This is a genomic window from Zeimonas sediminis, from assembly GCF_023721795.1.
Classification (GTDB): domain Bacteria; phylum Pseudomonadota; class Gammaproteobacteria; order Burkholderiales; family Burkholderiaceae_E; genus Zeimonas; species Zeimonas sediminis.
Genome location: NZ_JAMQYE010000001.1, coordinates 756,272 through 775,518 on the forward strand (window position 1 = coordinate 756,272; position 19,247 = coordinate 775,518).

Annotated in this window: 18 protein-coding genes; 11 read left to right on the top strand and 7 right to left on the bottom strand. The window is 71.5% G+C overall.

Annotated elements, in window-relative coordinates; translation table 11 throughout:
- The first annotated feature begins 34 nt into the window (after positions 1 to 34).
- The 4 genes from M6I34_RS03535 to M6I34_RS03550 are packed head-to-tail and all read left to right on the top strand — an operon-like array spanning position 35 to position 4,792.
- A complete protein-coding gene (locus tag M6I34_RS03535; RefSeq protein WP_272484329.1) occupies positions 35 to 1,021 on the top strand; it encodes a tripartite tricarboxylate transporter substrate binding protein in 987 nt (328 codons plus the stop codon).
- Positions 1,021 to 2,019 carry a D-2-hydroxyacid dehydrogenase family protein gene (locus M6I34_RS03540; RefSeq protein ID WP_272484330.1) on the top strand — a complete coding sequence of 333 codons (999 nt, stop codon included), beginning with the start codon at positions 1,021 to 1,023 and terminating at the stop codon, positions 2,017 to 2,019. The genes M6I34_RS03535 and M6I34_RS03540 overlap by 1 nt, the downstream gene beginning before the upstream one ends.
- Positions 2,020 to 2,026: 7 nt before the next feature.
- Complete coding sequence (locus M6I34_RS03545) at positions 2,027 to 3,052, top strand: NAD-dependent epimerase/dehydratase family protein (protein WP_272484331.1); 1,026 nt, start codon at positions 2,027 to 2,029, stop codon at positions 3,050 to 3,052.
- 21 nt (positions 3,053 to 3,073) lie between these two features.
- Positions 3,074 to 4,792 carry an AMP-binding protein gene (locus tag M6I34_RS03550; RefSeq protein ID WP_272484332.1) on the top strand — a complete coding sequence of 573 codons (1,719 nt, stop codon included), beginning with the start codon at positions 3,074 to 3,076 and terminating at the stop codon, positions 4,790 to 4,792.
- 55 nt (positions 4,793 to 4,847) lie between these two features.
- On the opposite strand, the gene M6I34_RS03555 is transcribed toward M6I34_RS03550, so the two are convergent.
- A complete protein-coding gene (locus M6I34_RS03555) occupies positions 4,848 to 5,513 on the bottom strand; it encodes a class I SAM-dependent methyltransferase (RefSeq protein WP_272484333.1) in 666 nt (221 codons plus the stop codon).
- A 76-nt stretch (positions 5,514 to 5,589) separates the two neighbouring features.
- Here M6I34_RS03555 and egtD point away from each other — a divergent pair, with 76 nt between their 5' ends.
- Positions 5,590 to 6,561: an L-histidine N(alpha)-methyltransferase gene (egtD, locus tag M6I34_RS03560; protein WP_272484334.1), complete on the top strand. Its 972-nt coding sequence runs from the start codon at positions 5,590 to 5,592 to the stop codon at positions 6,559 to 6,561.
- A gap of 4 nt (positions 6,562 to 6,565) precedes the next feature.
- The gene (gene senA / locus M6I34_RS03565) at positions 6,566 to 7,810 is read left to right on the top strand and encodes a selenoneine synthase SenA (RefSeq protein ID WP_272484335.1); all 1,245 of its coding nucleotides are present in this window, start codon (positions 6,566 to 6,568) and stop codon (positions 7,808 to 7,810) included.
- On the opposite strand, the gene M6I34_RS03570 is transcribed toward senA, so the two are convergent.
- Genes M6I34_RS03570 through M6I34_RS03580 form a run of 3 tightly spaced genes read right to left on the bottom strand, consistent with a single transcriptional unit; the run spans position 7,696 to position 12,256 of the window.
- On the bottom strand, positions 7,696 to 9,105 hold the full coding sequence (locus M6I34_RS03570; RefSeq protein ID WP_272484336.1) for an ATP-grasp domain-containing protein: 1,410 nt from the start codon (positions 9,103 to 9,105) through the stop codon (positions 7,696 to 7,698). The genes senA and M6I34_RS03570 overlap by 115 nt on opposite strands.
- 3 nt (positions 9,106 to 9,108) lie before the next feature.
- Positions 9,109 to 11,079, bottom strand: coding sequence for a TRAP transporter permease (locus tag M6I34_RS03575; protein WP_272484337.1), 1,971 nt, complete (start codon positions 11,077 to 11,079; stop codon positions 9,109 to 9,111).
- Positions 11,080 to 11,086: 7 nt separating this feature from the next.
- Entirely contained in the window at positions 11,087 to 12,256 is a 1,170-nt protein-coding gene (locus tag M6I34_RS03580; protein WP_272484338.1) for a TAXI family TRAP transporter solute-binding subunit, read from the bottom strand.
- Positions 12,257 to 12,350: 94 nt separating this feature from the next.
- On the opposite strand from M6I34_RS03580, the gene M6I34_RS03585 reads away from it, so the two are divergent.
- The 3 genes from M6I34_RS03585 to M6I34_RS03595 are packed head-to-tail and all read left to right on the top strand — an operon-like array spanning position 12,351 to position 15,568.
- Entirely contained in the window at positions 12,351 to 12,836 is a 486-nt protein-coding gene (locus tag M6I34_RS03585; RefSeq protein WP_272484339.1) for an LEA/WHy family protein, read from the top strand.
- A gap of 19 nt (positions 12,837 to 12,855) precedes the next feature.
- Positions 12,856 to 14,469 carry an acyl-CoA synthetase gene (locus tag M6I34_RS03590; RefSeq protein WP_272484340.1) on the top strand — a complete coding sequence of 538 codons (1,614 nt, stop codon included), beginning with the start codon at positions 12,856 to 12,858 and terminating at the stop codon, positions 14,467 to 14,469.
- Positions 14,470 to 14,497: 28 nt separating this feature from the next.
- On the top strand, positions 14,498 to 15,568 hold the full coding sequence (locus tag M6I34_RS03595; RefSeq protein ID WP_272484341.1) for an alcohol dehydrogenase: 1,071 nt from the start codon (positions 14,498 to 14,500) through the stop codon (positions 15,566 to 15,568).
- Between the two features lie 69 nt (positions 15,569 to 15,637).
- Here M6I34_RS03595 and M6I34_RS03600 read toward each other — a convergent pair whose 3' ends face one another.
- Both M6I34_RS03600 and M6I34_RS03605 read right to left on the bottom strand, forming a co-directional pair.
- On the bottom strand, positions 15,638 to 16,477 hold the full coding sequence (locus tag M6I34_RS03600) for a 2-keto-4-pentenoate hydratase (protein ID WP_272484342.1): 840 nt from the start codon (positions 16,475 to 16,477) through the stop codon (positions 15,638 to 15,640).
- A gap of 58 nt (positions 16,478 to 16,535) precedes the next feature.
- Positions 16,536 to 16,895, bottom strand: coding sequence for a cytochrome c family protein (locus tag M6I34_RS03605; protein WP_272484343.1), 360 nt, complete (start codon positions 16,893 to 16,895; stop codon positions 16,536 to 16,538).
- 151 nt (positions 16,896 to 17,046) lie between these two features.
- Between M6I34_RS03605 and M6I34_RS03610 the strand changes: the two genes are divergently transcribed.
- Both M6I34_RS03610 and M6I34_RS03615 read left to right on the top strand, forming a co-directional pair.
- Entirely contained in the window at positions 17,047 to 17,823 is a 777-nt protein-coding gene (locus M6I34_RS03610) for an IclR family transcriptional regulator (RefSeq protein ID WP_272484344.1), read from the top strand.
- Positions 17,824 to 17,932: 109 nt separating this feature from the next.
- Complete coding sequence (locus tag M6I34_RS03615; protein ID WP_272484345.1) at positions 17,933 to 18,562, top strand: nitroreductase family protein; 630 nt, start codon at positions 17,933 to 17,935, stop codon at positions 18,560 to 18,562.
- Between the two features lie 5 nt (positions 18,563 to 18,567).
- Here M6I34_RS03615 and M6I34_RS03620 read toward each other — a convergent pair whose 3' ends face one another.
- Positions 18,568 to 19,212: a nuclear transport factor 2 family protein gene (locus tag M6I34_RS03620; RefSeq protein ID WP_272484346.1), complete on the bottom strand. Its 645-nt coding sequence runs from the start codon at positions 19,210 to 19,212 to the stop codon at positions 18,568 to 18,570.
- Positions 19,213 to 19,247: the final 35 nt, after the last annotated feature.

Below are 19,247 nucleotides of genomic sequence, written 5' to 3' on the forward strand. Positions count from 1 at the left end.
CCGTTCAATACAAGACCTAGATACCGAGGAGAACATGAAGACACGCCTGCTCGCGGCGACCGCCGCGCTCGTCGCCGCTTCGTCGCTCGTTTCGATTGCGCCGCTCGCCCACGCCGCCGACGCCTGGCCGAGCAAGACGATCCGGATCATTTCCCCGTTCCCGCCCGGCGGATCGGTCGACCCGCTGGCGCGCCTGTTCGCGCAGCACCTCGCCGAGCCGCTCGGGCAGAGCGTGGTCGTCGAGAACAAGACCGGCGCGGCCGGCTCGATCGGCACGGCCGAAGCTGCGAAGTCGGCGCCGGACGGCTACACCTGGGTCGTGGTGTTCGACACGCACGCGGTCAACCCGAGCGTGATCCCGAACATGTCGTTCGACACCAAGAAGGACCTCGATCCGGTGATGCTGGTCGGCACCTCGCCGATGGCGCTGGTCGCGCACACCTCGCAGCCGTGGAACAACTTCGCCGAGATGCTCGCCGACGCCAAGAAGAAGCCCGGAGAGGTCGCCTTCGGCTCGGTCGGCACCGGCAGTCTCGGCCACCTGGCCATGACGCAGGTCGGCAACGCCGCCGGAACCTCCTTCAACCACATCCCCTACCGCGGCGGCGGCCCGCTGATGACCGACGCCAACGGCGGCCAGGTGCCGACCGCGATCGGCACCGTGTTCCTGGTGTCGCCGCACGTGAAGGCCGGCAGGCTCAAGCCGCTGGCGGTCACCTCGCTGAAGGAGTCGCCGGCCCTGCCCGGCACGAAACCGATCGCCGAGCAGGGCGTGCCCGGTTTCGAGGCGCTCGCCTGGTGGGGCGTGCTGGCGCCGGCCGGCACTCCCAAGCCGATCATCGACCGGATGAACGCCGAACTGGCCAAGATCCTCGCCAAGCCGGACGTGAAGGAGAAGTTGTCGGCGCAAGGCATGGACATCCGCGCCAGCTCGCCCGCCGAGTTCCGCGACTTCGTGTTCGGCGAGATCGATCGCTGGGCCAAGGTCGTCAAGGACAACAACATCCAGCCAGGCAAGTGATGAAGCCCCGGATCGCGGTCTGCGACGACTACGAGCGCGCGGTCACCGGCGGCGCCGACTGGGAGGCGATCCGGTCGCGCGCCGAGGTCGTCGTGTTCGACGCGCCCTTCGGCGGCCGCCGGCAGGCGATCGACGCGCTTCGGGACTTCGACGCGGTCTGCCTGATCCGGGAACGCACGCCCTTCCCGGCCGAGGTCTTCGAGGCGCTGCCCCGGCTCAGGTTCGTGGTGTTCACCGGCGAGCGCAATCTCGCGGTGGACCACCTGGCCGCGGCGCGCCGCGGGATCCCGGTCTCGTGCACGCCCTTCGGGCCGAGCAAGTCCTCCACCGCCGAGCAGGCCTGGGCGCTGATCCTGGCCGCGGCCAAGCGGGTGACGGTGGCCGACGCCGGCACCCGTCGCGGCCACTGGCGCGGCGACGCCAGCGGCGAGCGATACGGCCTGCCGGCCAACCTCGAGGGCGAGCGGCTCGGGCTGGTCGGCCTGGGCCAGATCGGCAGCAAGGTCGCCGCGGTGGGCCGGGCCTTCGGCATGGAGGTCGTGGCATGGAGCCCGAACCTCGACGACGCGCGCGCGCAGGCGGCCGGCGCGGTCCGGGTTTCGAAGGACGAACTCTTCGAGACCGCCGGGGTGGTCTCGCTGCACCTGGTCCTGTCGGATCGCACGCGCGGCATCGTCGGCGCCGGCGAACTGGCCCGCATGCGCGACGACTCGATCTTCGTCAACACCTCCCGATCCGGGCTGGTGGACGGCGCTGCGCTGCTCGATGCGCTGAAGCGGCGGCGCCCAAGCTGGGCCGCGCTCGACGTCTTCGACGCCGAGCCGCTGCCGGCCGACGATCCGCTGCTGGCCCTGCCCAACGTGATCGTGTCGCCCCACCTGGGCTACGCGAACGAGCGGGTCTTCGCGGCCTTCCGCAAGGGGGCGGCGGAGGCCCTGCTCGGCTGGCTCGACGGTGCGCCGGTGCGGGTGGTCAACGCCGAGCAGCTGACGGCATGAAGGGGCGATGAAGGTCCTGGTCACCGGCGCCGGCGGCTTCCTCGGCACGCGGCTCACGCGCGCGCTGCTGGCGCGGGGCCGCCTGACCGGACCGGACGGCGAGCCGCGCCCGATCGACGAACTGGTTCTCGTCGACCGGGTGGCGCCGGACGCGCCCGAGCAGCCCACCGGCCGCGCCATCCGGATCCGCGCCCTGTCGGCAGACGCCTCGGACCCGGCCACGATCGAGTCGCTGGTCGCCGACGGCCCGGACAGCGTGTTCGCGATGGCGGCCACCCTCACCGTGGAGTCGGAAACCGATTTCGCCCGCGGGCTCGACGTCAACCTGCGCGGGCTGCTCGCGCTGCTCGAGGCGCTGCGGCTGCGCGGCAACGCGCCGCGCTTCGTGTTCACCAGCTCGCTGGCCGCCTTCGGGGGCCCCTTGCCGGAGAGCGTCGACGATGCGGTGCAACTGACGCCGCAGACCTCCTACGGCACCCAGAAGGCGATCGGCGAATTGCTGGTCGCCGACTACTCCCGTCACGGCTTCGTCGACGGCCGCTGCCTGCGGCTGCCGATCGTGATGACCCGCCACCCGGGCGCGGGGGCGCCGCCGGCCGCGGCGACCACCCCGACCGTCTCCGGCGCGATCGCCGCGATCGTCGGCGACCGGCTGCTGGGCCGCGACGTGAGCTGCCCGCTGGCCCCCGACACGCGGATCGCGGCCGCGTCGGCCGAGCGCGTCATCGACGCGCTCGTCGCGATCCACGAGCTGCCCGCCGCGAGCTTCGGGCACACGCGCTCGATGAACCTGCCCTCGCTGAGCCTCACGCTGGCCGAGCTGGCCGAGGCGAGCGGCCGGGCCGCCGAGCGCGCCGGCGTTCGCGCCGGCGCGATGCGCTGGGCGCCGGATCCGCGATTCCAGGCCGCGGTCGACCAGTGGCCGAAGCGCTTCGTGTCGGCGCGCGCCTCTCAGGCCGGGATCGGCGCCGACCGCTCGGCCGACGAGATCGTCGCGGCCTACCTGCGCGACAACCCCAGGGCGCTCGCGTAGCGCCGCCGGAGCACACTTCCCATGACCGAACTCGATCGCTTCCTGGCTGCCCGCGCCCTGCTGGTCGCCCACCGCGAAGACTACGCCGCAGCCATCGCGAACTTCGAATGGCCGAAGCTCGAAAGCTTCAACTGGGCGCTCGACTACTTCGACGCGATCGCGCGCGGCAACGACGCGCCGGCGCTTCACATCGTCGAGGAATCGGGCGCCGAGGCCAGGCTGTCGTACGCGCAGCTGTCGGCGCGTTCGAACCAGGTCGCGAACTTCCTGCTGTCGCTGGGCGCGCGCAAGGGCGACCGCATCCTGCTGATGCTGGGCAACGAGGTTCCGCTGTGGGAAACGATGCTCGCGGCGATCAAGCTGGGCGCGGTCGTGATCCCGGCCACCACGCTTCTGTCGGGCGACGACCTGCTCGACCGCTTGGGCCGCGGCAAGGTGCGGCACGTGATCACCAACGGCGCTGGCGCCGCGAAGTTCGGGGAGCTGCCTGCCGGCGCGCTCGAAGGCCTGAACCTGGTCGCCGTCGCGCCCGCCGCGACGAGCGGCGAGCCCGCGAAGCTCCCTCCGGGCTGGATCGACTATTCCCGGTCGGCCGACGCGGCAGCCGATTTCCGGCCGCCCGAGCCGACGCGCGTCACCGATCCGCTGCTCGAGTACTTCACCTCGGGCACGACCGCCAAGCCGAAGCTGGTCCAGCACACGCAGCAGAGCTATCCGGTCGGCCATCTCTCGACGATGTACTGGCTGGGCCTGAAGCCCGGCGACGTGCACTGGACGATCAGCTCGCCGGGCTGGGCCAAGCACGCGTGGAGCTGCTTCTTCGCGCCGTTCAACGCGCAGGCCTGCGTGTTCATCTACAACTACTCGCGCTTCAACGGCCCGGCCGTGCTCGGGACGCTGGTCGAGCACCGCGTGAACACGCTGTGCGCCCCGCCCACCGTGTGGCGCTTCCTGATCCAGGAAGACCTGAAGCGCTGGCCGGTGCGGCTGCGCGAGCTGATCTCGGCCGGCGAGCCCCTTAACCCGGAGGTGATCGAGCAGGTGCGGGCGGCCTGGGGCATCACGATCCGCGACGGCTATGGCCAGACCGAGACCACCGCGCAGATCGGCAACCCGCCGGGCGCGCCGCTCAAGCCCGGCTCGATGGGCAGGCCGATGCCCGGCTACCCGATCGCGCTGCTCGATGCCGACGGCAGGCCCGGCGACGAGGGCGAGATCTGCATCGACCTGTCGCGCCGCCCGCTCGCGCTGATGAACGGCTACGCCGACGATCCGGAGAAGACGGCCGAGGTGATGCGCGACGGCCACTACCACACCGGCGACGTCGGCCAGCGCGACGGCGACGGCTACATCACCTACGTGGGCCGGGCCGACGACGTGTTCAAGGCATCGGGCTACCGGATCAGCCCCTTCGAGCTCGAGAGCGTGCTGATCGAGCACCCCGCGGTGGCCGAAGCGGCCGTCGTGCCCTCCCCCGATCCGGTGCGCGGCTTCGTGCCCAAGGCCTTCGTGATCGTCGCGCCGGGCCACGAGGCCGGCGAAGCCACGGCGGCGAGCATCTTCCGCTTCCTGCGCGAGCGGCTCGCCGGCTACAAGCTGATCCGGCGAATCGAGTTCAGCGACCTGCCGAAGACGATCTCGGGAAAGATCAGGCGGGTCGAGTTGCGCGGCCAGGAAACCGGCCGGCCGGCGGCCGGCCGGCGCAACGCCAGCGAGTTCCTGGAGGAAGAGTTCCGCTGACTCGCGGGCGCGCTGCCGGCCTGCGCGGGGCGGCGTCCCCTGCCGGGCCGGTCGCTCAGACCCGCCCCCAGCCGATCCAGCCGCTGCCGAAGTTGCGCGATCGCCACTCGAAGCGGCTCAGGCGGCGCTCGAGCAGGCTCCACGGCCGCTCCAGCCCTTCGAAGGTGGTCATGTAGGGGCGTGCCCGTCGCCTGACCAGCGGGTTCAGCGGCGCGGCCCACCAGGGCCCGAGCTTCATGCCGGCGGCGGCGACCCGCGTGCCCGTTCGGGTCGCTGCGAAGATCCGGTCGAGCGCCTCCGGCGATCGCAGCACGTCGTGCGCGCAGTGGAACAGCACGGCGTCGAAGGGGCCCTCGAGCGGCGCGGTCTCGATCGCCGACTCGATCAGGGTGACGTTTCCCCAGCCTGCTTGCTCGCAGCGCTCGCGTGCCAGCGCAAGCATCTCGGGAGACAGTTCCACGCCGACCACGCGCCCCGCCGGACCCACCCCCTCGAGCAGCGCGGCGAAGCTCAGGCCGGTGCCGCAGCCGACGTCGAGCACGCTGTCGCCCGGGCGCAGCGACAGCTTCGCGATCGTGCGCAGCCGCGCCGGCATGCTGCGCCGCGCGGTCGCGTCGTAGCCGGTGGCGTGCGCCCGGTAGCGGGCGAGCGCAAGCGCCGGATCGGGCCGATCCGACACCGCCAGATCCGGAAGCTCGCCCTCGACTCGTTTCTCCGCCATTCGGTCATGTTAGGTTAGAAACCTTCCGGCGTGGCGCTTCGCGAGAGGGGCTCGCCGGCGTGCCCGAGGAGAATGTGTGTCGCAGTCCCAGCCATCGCCAGTCACCGATCCCCGCGGCGAGTTGCTCGCCGGCCTGCGCGCGCCGCGCCCTTTCGTCTCCCCGAAGTTCTTCTACGACGCGCTCGGCTCTCGCCTGTTCTGCGCGATCACCGAACTCGACGAGTACTACCCGACACGCACCGAAGCCGCGATCATGGCGGCCGCTTTGGCCGAGATCAGGGCCGCATGGGGCTCGCCCGGATGCACGCTGATCGACCTCGGCGCGGGAGACTGCGAGAAGGCCTCCCGGCTGTTCGCGGCGCTGGACCCGGCGCAATACGTGGCGGTGGACATCTCCGAGAGCTTCCTCGAGCAGTCGCTCGACTGCCTGCGCCAGCGCTTTCCGTCGCTGCCGATGCTGGCGGTCGGCGCCGATTTCTCCCGCGAGCTGGAATTGCCCGCAGAGGTGCGCCGCGAGGCGCGGCTCTTCTTCTACCCGGGCTCGTCGATCGGCAACTTCACGCCCGGCGAGGCGCGAGCCTTCCTGTCCGGGCTGCGCGGCCATCTCGACGACGACGGCGGCCTGCTGATCGGCGTGGACCTGGTGAAGGACCGCGCCACCCTGGAGGCCGCCTACGACGACGCTCTCGGCGTGACCGCGGCCTTCAACCTGAACCTGCTGCGCAACGTGAACCGGCTTGCCGGCACCGACTTCGACCCCGCCGACTGGCGGCACGTCGCCTTCTTCGACGCAGCGAACAGCCGCATCGAGATGCACCTCGAGGCGCGCCGACCGGTCACGGTTCGCGCGCCGGCTTCGGGCGACAGGGCCCAGGGACTGGAGCGCCGATTCGCAACCGGCGAGCGTATCCACACCGAGAACTCCTGCAAGTACCGGCTCGAGGACTTCCGCGCCCTGCTCGAGTCGGCAGGCTTCGCGGCCCGGCAGAGCTGGACCGACCCGCGCGGCTGGTTCGCGGTGATCCTCGCGCGGGCGCACCGGAGCTGAATCCGTGACCGGGATCGACGCCCGTCGCTGCGGCCCGGCCGAGCTGGCGGTGCTGCTCGCGCGCACCCGGGCGCGGCTGCTCGCGCTGGTCGACGACCTCGACGACGGCCAGTGGCAGGTGCCGTTCGGCAACGGCCTGAATCCCTTCGCATGGGAGCTCGCCCACGTCGCGTGGTTCGCCGAGTGGTGGACGCTGCGCGGCCCGCACCGGCCCGACGCGAGCGGGAGGCTGCGGGCCTCGCGCCCGGGCCGGCATGCCGGTGCGGACGACCTGCTCGACTCGTCGCGGCTGCCGCACGCGGAGCGCTGGCGCGTCGCCCTTCCGGCGCCGGCAAGGGTGCGCGAGATGCTTGCAGGCCAGCTCGCCGACACGCTGGATGCGCTGTCCCGGCTCGCGGCAGACGACGAGGCGCTCTACTTCCATCGCCTGGCGCTGATGCACGAGGCGATGCACTGCGAGGCCATGGCCTGGATGCGCGCGGCGCTCGCCTATCCGGCGCCGGCGGGCCCTGGGCTCCCCGTGCTGGGCGACGCCCGCGAGCCGGTGCGGGTGAGCGGCGCGGCGCTGCGAATGGGCGTGCCCGCCGGCGAGCCCGGCTTCGCCTTCGACAACGAGCGCGCCGGCCGGGTCGTGGTGCTCGACGACTTCGACATCGACCCGGCTCCGGTGAGCGCGGGCCGCTTCCTCGAGTTCGTCGAAGCCGGCGGCTACCGCGATCCGCGCTGGTGGCCCGGCGAGGCGGGCCGCTGGCTCGCCGCCCACGGGCTGGCCCATCCGGCCCGCTGGCGGCGGCAAGGCGCCGAAGGCTGGCAGGTCCGCTGGTTCGACCGCTGGCTGCCGCTCGACCCGGCGCTGCCGGCGATCCACCTGAGCGCCTGGGAGGCCGAGGCCTGGTGCCGCTGGGCGGGCCGGCGCCTGCCGGGCGCGGCGCAGTGGCAGCTGGCGGCTTCGCGCGGGGTCCTGCATTGGGGCGATTCGGTCTGGGAGTGGAGCGCCGACGCCTTCGAGCCCTACCCCGGCTTCGAGCCCGGCCCCTATCGCGACTACTCGGCGCCCTGGTTCGGCGACCACCGCGAGTTGCGCGGCGGCGCATTCGCCACGGAGCCGCCGATTCGCGACCTGCGCTACCGCAACTACTTCACGCCCGGTCGCACCGACGTGTTCGCCGGCTTCAGGACGGTGAGCGCGACGGTCGACCGGTCCGGCACCACGCAGGGCCAGCCGAGCCGTTCGCAGATGCGCGCGTGAGCGCGCTCGAGGGCCTCCTGGTCCTCGGCGCCGAGGTTCATCACCGCGTAGCGATGCGAGCCGAGCCACTTGTACTCGCGCGCCAGGCCGCTGCCGGACTTCGGGTAGAGCGCCAGTTTCGCGCCCGGGTACTCGCGCGCGAGCCAGCGCAACGCGTCGCCGTCGGGCGGCGCCATCGCGGCGCCGTCGAAACGCCGGAACACGAAGCTCGCCGCGGCGCCGCAGGAGGCGGCGAGCGTCGGCACCCCGGCCGGGTCGCGGCCGCAGGCGAGCGCGACGAGCATCCGGTACACGTCGAGGCCGTGGACCTCCCGGTACAGGCTCACCAGTTGCGAGGCCAGCCTCGGGTTGATCTCGATGAAGCGAAGGCTGCCGTCGGGCAGCACGAAGAACTCGCAGTTGAAGAAGCCGTGCCGGAAGCCGATCGCCTCCAGCAGCTTGCGGGTCAGCGCGACGATCGACGCGCGGACCGCCTCCGGCAGCACCGACGGGTGGCCGAAACGAAGGAAGTGCCGGGCGCCCGCGTGCTCGCCCGGGTACATCCACTCGTCGACGATCCCGAGGACCCGGACCTCGCCCTCGAAGACGTAGCCGTCCACGTTGACCTGGTGGGCGTCGACGGGTCGCTCGACCATCATCCGGGTGGGATCGCAGGGAAGCTCCACGTAGCGGGACGCGAGCTGCGCGAAAGGCGCGACCAGCCGCCTGATCACCAGCCGCTCGAAGCGGCCGAAGTCGAGGTGGGCCGCCAGCTCCTCCGGCGTGTCCACCTTTCTCGCCAGCACCGAGAAGGTCGCCTTGACCGGCTTGACGAAGGCGGGCAGCGCCAGCCCGGCGCCGGACAGCACCTGCGCCAGCGCCGCCGGATCGCGGGCGCGCGGGTCGTCCAGCGCGAGCGGCAGCTCGGCGGCCGGGATGCCTGCCTCGGGCGCCACCTGCTGCTGGCAGCGGCGCGCCAGCAGCTTGTGATGCGCCCGGCAGACCGCGGCCGGATCGTTGCCGGGAAGGCCGAGGCGCTCGGCCACCACGGCGGCCAGCAAGGTGCCGAACTGCTCGTTGTTCGAGACCACGGCGTCGACCCGGCCCCGGTACTGCCGGCAGATCCGCGCGACGAAGGCCCAGGCGTCGAAGGACAGCACCCGGGCATTGCCCGGGAAGCGGAACAGGTCGAAGCCCTCGGCGAAGACCTCGATCTCGCCGGCTTCGCGCATCGGGCCGAAGCCGCCCGCGTCCCACTCCTTCTCGAAGAGCAGCAGGATCCGAAGCGGCCGCCGTGCCGGGACCCGCGGCCGCACGGATCAGGCCCGCGCAGGCGCCCTTGCGCCGAGCCTGGCGATCGCCACGCCGACCACGGCGATGACGATGCCGACCAGCGAAAGCTGCAGGTGGCTGAGCTCGAGGTCGCCGCCGCCCGGCAGCGCCAGCGTGATGCCGCCCGCTGCGAGCAGAAGGCGGCCGACCATGCCGGCGAAGCTACCGCGCAGGCTGCCGAAGCCGGTCAGGTAACCCTCGAGCGCCGCGGCCAGCAGCATGATGCCGACGATCGCCGTGGCCACCACGGTGGCGATCTCCCAGGCCTCGCCGCGCATGATCAGCGCCGGGTTCAGCACGAAGAAGAAGGGCACGATGTACATGATGCTGCCCAGGCGCATCGACTGCATGCCCACCTTGATCGGCGCCGCGCCCGCGACGCCCGCCGCCACGAAGGCGGCCAGCGACACCGGCGGCGTGATGAACGACACCATGCCCCAGTAGAGCATGAACAGGTGCACCGCCACCGGGTCGAAGCCCGCCGCCACCAGCGGCGGCGCCAGCACGATCGCCAGGAAGATGTAGCAGGCGGTGATCGTCATCCCCATGCCGAAGATGAAGCTGGTCAGCGCGCCCATCACCAGCAGCACGTAGACGTTGTTGCCGGCCATGTAGACCAGGTCGTTGGCCAGCGTGCCGGCCAGGCCGGTGACCGACAGCGCGCCGATGATCATGCCGACGCCCGCCAGCAGCGCCGCGAGCTCGGCGAGCGCCGCGCCGATGCCGAGCACCAGCTTGCCCAGCCTGGCGCGGTCGAGCCGGTACTGCTTCGAGAACTGGTTGATCACCAGCAGCAGCGCGGTCGCGTAGAAGGGCGCGAGCGCCTCGCGCTGCAGGACCAGCAGCATCCAGACCAGCAGCACGAAGACGAAGATGTAGTGCCAGCCCTCGGCGAAGGTCTTGCGGATCGAGGGCAGTTCCTCGCGCGGCAGGCCCTTCAGGCCGTTGCGCGCCGCGTAGCCGTCGATCTGGATGAACAGCGCGAAGTAGTACAGCAGCGAAGGAATGGTCGCGGCGATCGCGATCGCCGCGTAGGGCTTGCCGAGGAACGACGCCATGATGAACGCGGTCGCGCCCATCACCGGCGGCATCAGCACGCCGCCGGTCGAGGCGCAGGCCTCGACGCCGCCGGCGTAGGCCGGCGAGAAGCCGGTGCGCTTCATCGCCGGGATCGTGACCACGCCGGTGGTCAGCACGTTCGACACGACGCTGCCGCTGACCGAGCCCATCAGGCCGCTGGCGAAGATCGCGACCTTGGCCGGCCCGCCCCGCACCGCGCCGAACAGCGCCAGCGCCAGGTTGTTGAAGAAGTGCGCCGCGCCGGTGTACTGCAGCGCCGCGCCGAACATCACGAAGCCGATCACCAGCTCGCCGAAGGCGCGCATGGGAATGCCCATCACGCTCTCGCTGCTGGCGAAGTGGAAGCCGATCGTGGTGCGCAGGTCCTGTCCGAGGCCCGAGATCGGGCCCGGCATGACCTCGGCGAAGATCGGATAGAAAGAGAACAGCGCGACGACGATCGCCACCGTCAGGCCGCCCCCGCGCCGCGTGGCCTCGAGCAACAGCAGCCAGCCGACCGCGGCCACCCAGACCGCCGTGTCGGGCGCGCTGAACTCCCAGGCCTCCTCGACGATGCGCTGCCCGTTCCAGGCGAAATAGGCGAACACCGCCGCGAGCGCCAGGAACATGGCCGCGTCGTACCAGGGCACCCGATCGCGCGGGGCCCGCGACGACGCGGGGATGATCAGGAAAACCGTGCCGGTGAGCAGCGCCGCCAGGGCGTAGAGGTAGCTGCTGTCGAGCAGGGTCTTGCCGACGAAGAAACCCAGGTTCAGCACCTGGTTGAGGGCGAGGAAGATCGCCCCCATCGTGACCAGGATCAGCAGCCCTGCCCAGGCGGCCGGAAGGCTTCGGTAGCGCGACGCCTCGACCGGCGCCTGGGAGGCTGCGTTGGTCATCGGCAGGTCACCAGCTGGTCAGCACCGGGTCGAAGCCCGCCTTGGTGAGCGCCGCGGCGCGCGCCTTGGCCCACGCGTCCTTGAAGGCGTTGTCGTCGGCGTAGGTGCCCTTGCTGACCTCGGCCCAGGTCGTGGCGAGCACCTTCTGGCGCTCGATCAGCTTGTCGTTGTGCGCCTGGTGCTCGGGCTTCCAGAGGCCGGCTTCCTTCCAGTACTTGATCGCCCCGTCGTGGTAGGGAACCACCCACGCGAAGTTCTGGCGCTTGGCGTCCCAGCCGCTGTTGCCCGGCGCGCCGTCCTTGAAGTCGCCGAACGCGTCGACCATGGCCTTGGTCATGTTGTAGACCAGGTCTACCTCGCGGTCGGCGTAGGTCATCAGCACCGGATACGGATAGGTGGCCGCCTCGGCCGGCTTGTCCTTCGACAGGTTGGCGCCCTCGGTGCCCATGAACGGGAAGAAGAACGGCGCGATCGCGTTCATCCGCTTCCAGCCTTCCTTGTCGGCGTGCGAGATGATCGGGTAGACCAGTCCGCGCGGCGACTTGGCGATCGCGTAGGCCTTGCCCGAGATCGACGAGCTGAACGCGGCGTCGACCTGGTTGTTGACGATGCCGTCCATCGCGGCGCCGAAGCCGCCGAACTCGACTTTCTTGACGTCGTCCCAGGTCAGTCCGGCGTGGGCCAGGATCGCGGTGATGTTCTGGTTCAGCGACGGCGCGCCGATCACCCAGGCCACCCGCTTGCCCTTCAGGTCGGCGACCGTCTTGATGCCCGCGTCGCCCGCGGCGACGACGGTCAGCAGTTGGTCCGAAGTGTTCAGCATCAGCGCGCGCACCGGCTGGGGACCCCAGCTCTTCGCGCCGAATTCGTACACGCCTTCCTGGGACAGGTAGGTACCGCCCACGCCGTTGGCGGAGAACTGGACCTTGCCCTCGCGGATCGGCAGCGTGCGGGACACGTCGTTCTTGCCCGGCAGCACGCGCAGGTTCACGCCGTACTTCTGCTTGAGCGCGTTGCCGATCGCGACGGCCTGGTTGTAGCCGCCCGAACCGACGTCGTAGGCGCTCCACGACAGCGTGTCGGGCAGCTTGACCTGGGCCGCGACCGGCGCGGCGAGCGCGGCGGAGAGGCCGATGGCGAGCGCGGCGCGCACGCCGATTCCGGATACTCTGGACATGTGTTCGTCTCCATTCGTTTTCGTCGGGGAGCCCGATCCTAGCAGAGCGGGTGGCGGCCGATCCAGTTATCCTGAGCACCTAAGGAGGGACGACATGGGACGCTTTCTGCGGTGCTGGAGCGCGCTGGTGCTGGCGATCGGCGTGTCCGCCTGCGCGTCGCTCGGGCTCGGGGAACCGCCGGCGGTCACGCTGGTCGGCATCGAGCCGATCGCCTCCGAGGGCCTGGAATCTCGCTTCGAGTTGCGGCTCCGGGTGCAGAACCCGAACGACCGCCCGATCGAATTCGACGGCATCGCAATCGAGTTGCTGGTCGGCGGCTCGACCCTGGCCACCGGCGTCAGCGATCGCCGCGGCACGGTCCCGCGCTTCGGCGAGACGGTGATCGCGGTGCCGGTCAGCCTGTCGCTGACCGCGGTGATCCGCCAGGCGCTGGGCCTCGCCACCGGCGCGCGGGCAAGCACCGAATACACGATGCGCGGCCGGCTCTCGGGGCCGACCTTCGGCGCCACCCGCTTCGAATCGAGCGGCGACCTGATGCTGTCGCAGGCGCTGCGCAGGCAGATCGAGCAGAAACCCTGACCAACGAGGAGACCTCGCGATGAACTACTCGGCCCCGCTGCAGGCCACGATAGACCGCGCCCGCAGCCACGGCTACGGCGACCTGCTCTGGCGAAGCGCCTGCCGCGTGCCAGACAAGACCGCGCTGGTCTGGGGCGAGCTGAGGCAGACCTACGCCGAGCTCGACGAGACGGTGAACCGGACCGCCAACGCCCTGGCCGAGCGCGGCATCGCCAAGGGCGAGCGCGTCGCCCTGCTCTCGCGCAACAACCACGCCTTCGTCGTGCTGAGCTTCGCGGCGGCCCGGCTCGGCGCGATCCTGGTGCCGATCAACTTCATGCTCAAGGCGGCCGAGGTCGGCTACATCCTCGGGCACAGCGGCAGCGTGGCGCTGGTGGCCGAGGACACGCTGCAGCCGGTGGCCGCCGAGGCGCTCGCGCTGGCCCAGGCAGCCGGCGCGTCCGGTCCGGTCAGGCTCCGCGCGGTGATCCCCGGACACGGCGTGCCGGCCCCGGCCGGCTGGGAGAGCGTCTTCGACTGGATGCGCCACGACGACGCGCGGCGGCCCGAGGTCGACGTCGGCGACGACGAGCCCCTGCAACTGCTCTACACCAGCGGCACCGAGTCGCGGCCGAAGGGCGCGGCGCTGTCGAGCCGCAACCTGGTCGCGCAGTACGTGAGCTGCATCGTCGACGGCGAGATGTCCGGCGACGACATCGAGGTGCACGCGCTGCCGCTGTTCCACTGCGCGCAGCTGCACTGCTTCCTGTCGCCGGGCCTGTACCTCGGCGCGACCAACGTCCTGCTGCCCGGCGCCGATCCCGCTGCGATGCTTGCCGCGGTCGAGGCCGAGCGAGCGACCAAGCTGTTCTGCCCGCCCACGGTCTGGATCGCGCTGCTGCGCCACCCCGACTTCGAGCGGCGCGACCTCTCCTCGCTTCGCAAGGGCTACTACGGCGCGTCGATCATGCCGATGGAGATCGTGCGCGAGCTGTCCGAAAGGCTGCCCGCGATGCGACTGTTCAACTTCTACGGCCAGACCGAGATGTCGCCGGTCGCCACGGTGCTCGGGCCCGAGGATCAGCTGCGCAAGCTCGGCTCGGCGGGCCGCCCGGCGATCAACGTCGAGACGCGCATCGTCGACGACGAGGACCGGCCGGTGCCGCCCGGCACCGTCGGCGAGATCGTCCACCGCGGGCCGCACGTGATGCTCGGCTACTGGAACGACGAGCAGAAGACCGCCGAGGCCTTCCGCGGCGGCTGGTTCCACAGCGGCGACCTGGGCATCATCGACGAGGAAGGCTACCTGCGCGTGGTCGACCGCAAGAAGGACATGATCAAGACCGGCGGCGAGAACGTGGCGAGCCGCGAGGTCGAGGAAGTGCTCTACCAGCATCCCGCGGTGGCCGAGGCCGCGGTCTTCGGCACGCCCCACCCGGAGTGGATCGAGGCGGTCACCGCCGCGATCGTGCTGCGCGAAGGCGCACAGGCCGGCGAGGACGAGCTCAAGGCGCACTGCCGCCAGCGGCTCGCCGGCTTCAAGACGCCCAAGCGCGTGGTCTTCGTCGACGCGCTGCCGAAGAACGCGAGCGGCAAGATCCTCAAGCGCGAGCTGCGCGAGCGGATCGGGCAAGAGGCCGCCGCCGGGAACTGACCGACATTCGACCCAGGGAGATCGACTCGTGAACTATCGTTGCGTGCACCGCTGGAGCTTTTCCGAGTGGGGCGGCTCGCTCGCGCTGCGAGAAGAGCCCCTCGAGCCGCCGTCAGGCCGGGAGGTGACCCTGCGGGTGACCCACTGCGGCATGTGCCATTCCGACCTGCACATCCAGGCCGGCGGCTTCGACATGGGCGGCGGCAAGCTGTCCTCGCTCGAGCGCGCCGGAACGCGGCTGCCGGTCACGATGGGCCACGAGATCGGCGGCGAGGTGGTCGAGGTCGGTCCGGAGGTCACCGGCGTGGCGCCGGGCGATCGCGTGATCGTCTATCCGTGGCTCGGCTGCGGCGACTGCGAGGTCTGCGCGCGCGGCGACGAGCAGCTCTGCTCGAAGGTCGCGCGCAACCTGGGCATCCAGCTGCCGGGCGGCTACGCCGACATGGTCCGCGTGCCCCACGAGCGTTACCTGGTACCGATCGGCGACCTGGACCCGGCGCGGGCGGCCACCTTCGCCTGCGCCGGCATCACCGCCTGGGGCGCGATCCGCAAGCTGTCGCCGGTCACCTCGGACGACTGGATCGCGGTGGTCGGTTGCGGCGGCGTCGGCATGACCGCGGTCGCCCTGCTGTCGGCCACCTCCCCTGCGAAGATCGCCGCGATCGATCCGGATCCGGCCAAGCGCGAGGCCGCGCTGGCCAACGGCGCGACGGCCGCCTTCGACCCCGGCGCGCCCGACGCGCTGCGCACGATCGGCAAGGCCTGCGGGCACGCGATCGCCGGCGCGCTGGATTTCGTCGGCGGCGAGTCCAGCTCGGCGATGGCGGCGAACCTGGTGCGGCGAAGCGGCGAGGTCGTGATCGTGGGCCTGTTCGGCGGCGAGTTCCGGCTGCCGGTGCCGATGTTCCCGCTCAAGTCGCTGACCGTGCGCGGCTCCTACGTGGCCGGGCTGCACGACCTGAGGGAACTGGTCGCGCTCGCGCACCGGGTCGAACTGCCGAAGGTGCCGCTCGACCTGCGGCCGCTCGACTCGGTCAACCAGGCGCTCGCCGACCTGGCCGCCGGACGGGTCGTCGGCCGGGTCGTGCTGCAGCCCTGAGGCCGCGGCGCTGGGAGTCGAGGCGCCGGGGAACCGCGGCGGCGGATCCCCGCCCCGCCAGCCCGCCGCTCAATCGACCTGCAGCGTGATCCGGTCGAAGCCCTCGAGCGCGAAGTCGAGCTGCTCGCCGGGGCGCGGAAACTTCGACGTGACCAGGCTGCCGAGAATCGCCACTTCCCCGGCGCGCATCGTCAGCCCCCGGCGGGACACCTGGCTGGCCAGCCAGGCCAGCGCATCGAGCGGGTGCCCCATCAGGTCGCGCCCGGAGCCGGCGCCGACCTGCTGGCCGTCGATCGCCACGAAACCGTCGAGTTCGGCCAACTCGAGCCGGCGCCAGTCGGTGCGGCGCTCGCCGAGCACCGCGCCCTCGTTCCAGGCATTGTCGGCGACCAGCTGCAGGCCATGCGCGTTCAGCGTCCGGTAGTCGGCGCCCCGGTCGTCGGCCAGCTCGAAAGCCGGTCGCACCGCCGCGACCGCCTCGGCGACGCGACTTCGCGAGTAGCCGCCGGCGCGGGGCGGCAGGTCCTCGCCGAGCTCCACCGCGATCTCGAACTCGACGAGCAGACGCCCATAGTCGGCGGCGCGGGCCCGCGCCGGCGCGCCCACGAGCTGGCGCTGCAGGATTCGACCCGCGACCGGCTCGTCGAGGCCGACGAAACGCTGCATCGCTGGGTTGGACAGCGCGATCTTCCAGCCGACCGGCCGTCCGCAAGCGCGGGCCTTCATCGCCACGAAGGCGTCCTGCACCGCGTAGGCCTCGCCTACGTCGGCGGGCGCGCAATCGGCGGGAAACCCGGCGAAGGGCCTGCGGCCGAGATGCTGGTCGACCAGCCAGCGGGCCGCGCGCTCGACGCGGGACGCCGCCGGGCTCGATCTGGGGGATGCCGCCGGGGAAGCGGATGTCGTCATGTTTCGTTCCGGCAAGGGGGAAGGAATCAGGCGCGCTCGCTCAAAGGGGCGCGCTCGATCAACGGGGCGCGCTCGCTGGGGGAACGCTCGCTCGGGGCGCGGCGCAGACGGTCGTCGGGCAGGGGAAGCGGTAGTAGCGCTGGTTCAGGTAGATCGTGACCGCGTCGACGTCCTCGGCCTGCCAGGCGACGCCGACCTCGCGCTGCCAGCGCACGACCTGCTCGCGCACCTGCTCGAAAGTGCGGGCGGTGCGAACCGCTCGGCCGTGAACGCTTCGATCGTGGCAAGCCGAGCAATGCGCCTCGTAGAGGGTCTGGCCACGCGAAGCGTCGGCCTGGGCGTGCGCGGCCGGCAAGCCGACGAAGGCGGCGAGCGCGGCGGCCAGCATCGCACCCGCCGCTGAATGAGGAACGAACATCGGACTCTCCGGTCACTGACACGGGAAGCTTACGACAGCCGGCCGCCGGCCGCCAAAGCCCAGGCACGCTTCGCACCCGCGCTTCGGGCAGAATATGCTCGCGGAGCAGCGCCGGGACCCGGCGCAGCCGCGCCGCGCCTGCCGAATCGCGATGAAGCCCTCCCCTCCCGTCGTCAAGTCCGCCGACCGCGTGCTCGACCTGCTCGAGTTGCTGGCCCGCAAGGCGCACGGCCTCACCCATGCCGAACTGTCGTCCGCGCTCGAGATCCCGAAGAGCAGCCTGACCCAGTTGCTGGGCAACCTCGAAGCGCGTCGCTACCTGCGCTTTGCGCCGGGTCCGAACGTCTACACGTTGGGACCCGCGCTGCTCGATCTCGTCGGGCGCGGCCGGGTCGCGGTCGGACTGGTCGAGCTCGCCCAGCCGATCGCGGAGCGGATCACGAAGCAGACCGGCGAATCCTCGTCGCTGAACCTGCTGCGCGGCGACCAGGTGCAGCGCGTCTGCGGCGCCAATGCATCGCAGCCGCTGCAGTTCTCGATGACGATCGGCGAGCTCGCCCCGCTCTACGCGGTGTCGAGCGGCAAGATGCTGCTCGCGACGATGCCCGACGACCAGCGCGAGGCCTACCTGAAGCGCTTCCGGCCGATGAAGATCACGGCCAGGACGATCGTTTCGCCGACCGCGCTGCGACGCCAGTTGCGCGAGGCCGCAAGCGAGGGCGTCGCCTACTCGTTCGAGGAGTTCACGCCGGGCATCGTCGGCATCGCGGTCGCCGTGCGCGACGAGGGCGGCGAGGTCGTCGGCGCGCTGAACGTGGCGATGCCCACGGTGCGCGACAGCCCGGGCCACCGGCGCGCAATCGTCGCCGCGCTGCGCGACGGCGCGCGCAGGCTCGAGGCGGACCTCCATCGGGCCCGCGCCGGCTGATCCGGGCGACACGCCGGCCGAGGAAGGAATCACCCGGCCGGGCGAAGGGGCATGCCCGCGCGGCCTGCTAGCATCTCGCGGCCTCGATCCACCCGACCCTCGAACGACGATGAGCAATCCCGACACCCTGCTGAGGGGCGAGCGCGCCAAGCCCGCGCCCGCCGAAGTTCCCGTCCACGAACTGATCCGCCTGCGCTGGAGCCCGCGCGCCTTCGCCGACGCGCCGATCTCCGACGCGCAGCTGAAGGCGATCTTCGAGGCCGCGCGCTGGGCCCCTTCGGCCTTCAACGAGCAGCCCTGGGCCTTCGTTATCGCGCGCCGCGCCGATGGCGAGGCCTTCGCGCGGATGCTGGCCTGCCTGAATCCCAACAACCAGGGCTGGGCGCGCAACGCGGCCGTGCTGGTCTTCGCCGCGGCGCGCCTCGAGATGACGAGCAAGCCCGGTCCCAACAAGACCGCGCTCTACGACCTCGGGCAGGCGGTCGCGCACATCGCGCTGCAGGCGACCGCCGAGGGCATCGCGGTGCACCAGATGGTCGGTTTCGACGCCGACAAGGCGACCGAGGTCGCCGGGATCCCGGCCGAGTACCGCTGCCTGACCGCCTTCGCGCTGGGCTACCCGGGCGACCCCGCGTCGCTGCCGGACGCGCTGCGCGAGCGGGAACTGGCCCCGCGCGTGCGCAAGCCGGTCCCGGAGTTCGTGTTCGGCGGCGCCTGGCAGAAGCCCGCGGGCCTCTGAAGGGCTCAGAGCCCGCTTTCGACCGGCGGCTCGTCGAACGCAGACGGGTCGCCGGACAGCCACTTCTCGCCGCGCGCGTAGAGCGCCTCGACCACCGGGCCGCGCAGTCCCGGCATGTCCGGCTTGATCCGGAAGCCCAGCCTGCTCTGCAGATAGGCGAGGTGCCGGTAGCCGTCCGGAAAGCGGCCGAGCAGATCCGGATCGAGCTTCAGCGCCACCGACGGGTCGAGCGGGTCCATCCGGTCCTTCTCGTAGATCGGCTGGCGGCGGACGATTCGCCACGAGGGCCGGCCGTCGACCGGCCGCCGCTCGAAGAAGTCGTAGAAGCGCCCGGTGCAGACGACGTCGACCGTGGCGCCGTCGACGAGCGCGCGCTGGTTGATCGTCATCTTCGTCTGGGCGATCGCGCGGTCGCCGCGCAGGTCGATGCTGCAGCCACCCAGGAAGTGGAGGATCGACACGCCGCGCTCGAAGCCCGCGCGGCTCACCTCGATGAACTTCGGCGCGGGTCCCTGGAACCAGGTCGCCGACATCCAGCCGTCGTCGTGCCAGACGGTGGCGAAGCGGTCCCAGAAGCCGGCATCGCGCCAGACCGCCCAGTTCTGCACCGTTTCGGCAATCTCCAGGCGGTCCATGGTTTCCCTGTCCATCGAGTTCGTCTCCCTAGGTTTGGCGGTTGCGCCTG

Excerpts from the sequence above, each read along its gene's own strand:
- M6I34_RS03580 (WP_272484338.1), bottom strand. The coding sequence starts at position 12,256 with ATGTCCAGAGTATCCGGAATCGGCGTGCGCGCCGCGCTCGCCATCGGC.
- M6I34_RS03550 (WP_272484332.1), top strand. The coding sequence starts at position 3,074 with ATGACCGAACTCGATCGCTTCCTGGCTGCCCGCGCCCTGCTGGTCGCC.
- M6I34_RS03540 (WP_272484330.1), top strand. The coding sequence starts at position 1,021 with ATGAAGCCCCGGATCGCGGTCTGCGACGACTACGAGCGCGCGGTCACC.
- M6I34_RS03585 (WP_272484339.1), top strand. The coding sequence starts at position 12,351 with ATGGGACGCTTTCTGCGGTGCTGGAGCGCGCTGGTGCTGGCGATCGGC.
- M6I34_RS03600 (WP_272484342.1), bottom strand. The coding sequence starts at position 16,477 with ATGACGACATCCGCTTCCCCGGCGGCATCCCCCAGATCGAGCCCGGCG.
- M6I34_RS03545 (WP_272484331.1), top strand. The coding sequence starts at position 2,027 with ATGAAGGTCCTGGTCACCGGCGCCGGCGGCTTCCTCGGCACGCGGCTC.
- M6I34_RS03590 (WP_272484340.1), top strand. The coding sequence starts at position 12,856 with ATGAACTACTCGGCCCCGCTGCAGGCCACGATAGACCGCGCCCGCAGC.
- M6I34_RS03615 (WP_272484345.1), top strand. The coding sequence starts at position 17,933 with ATGAGCAATCCCGACACCCTGCTGAGGGGCGAGCGCGCCAAGCCCGCG.
- M6I34_RS03605 (WP_272484343.1), bottom strand. The coding sequence starts at position 16,895 with ATGTTCGTTCCTCATTCAGCGGCGGGTGCGATGCTGGCCGCCGCGCTC.
- M6I34_RS03575 (WP_272484337.1), bottom strand. The coding sequence starts at position 11,079 with ATGACCAACGCAGCCTCCCAGGCGCCGGTCGAGGCGTCGCGCTACCGA.
- M6I34_RS03620 (WP_272484346.1), bottom strand. The coding sequence starts at position 19,212 with ATGGACAGGGAAACCATGGACCGCCTGGAGATTGCCGAAACGGTGCAG.
- M6I34_RS03610 (WP_272484344.1), top strand. The coding sequence starts at position 17,047 with ATGAAGCCCTCCCCTCCCGTCGTCAAGTCCGCCGACCGCGTGCTCGAC.
- M6I34_RS03555 (WP_272484333.1), bottom strand. The coding sequence starts at position 5,513 with ATGGCGGAGAAACGAGTCGAGGGCGAGCTTCCGGATCTGGCGGTGTCG.
- M6I34_RS03535 (WP_272484329.1), top strand. The coding sequence starts at position 35 with ATGAAGACACGCCTGCTCGCGGCGACCGCCGCGCTCGTCGCCGCTTCG.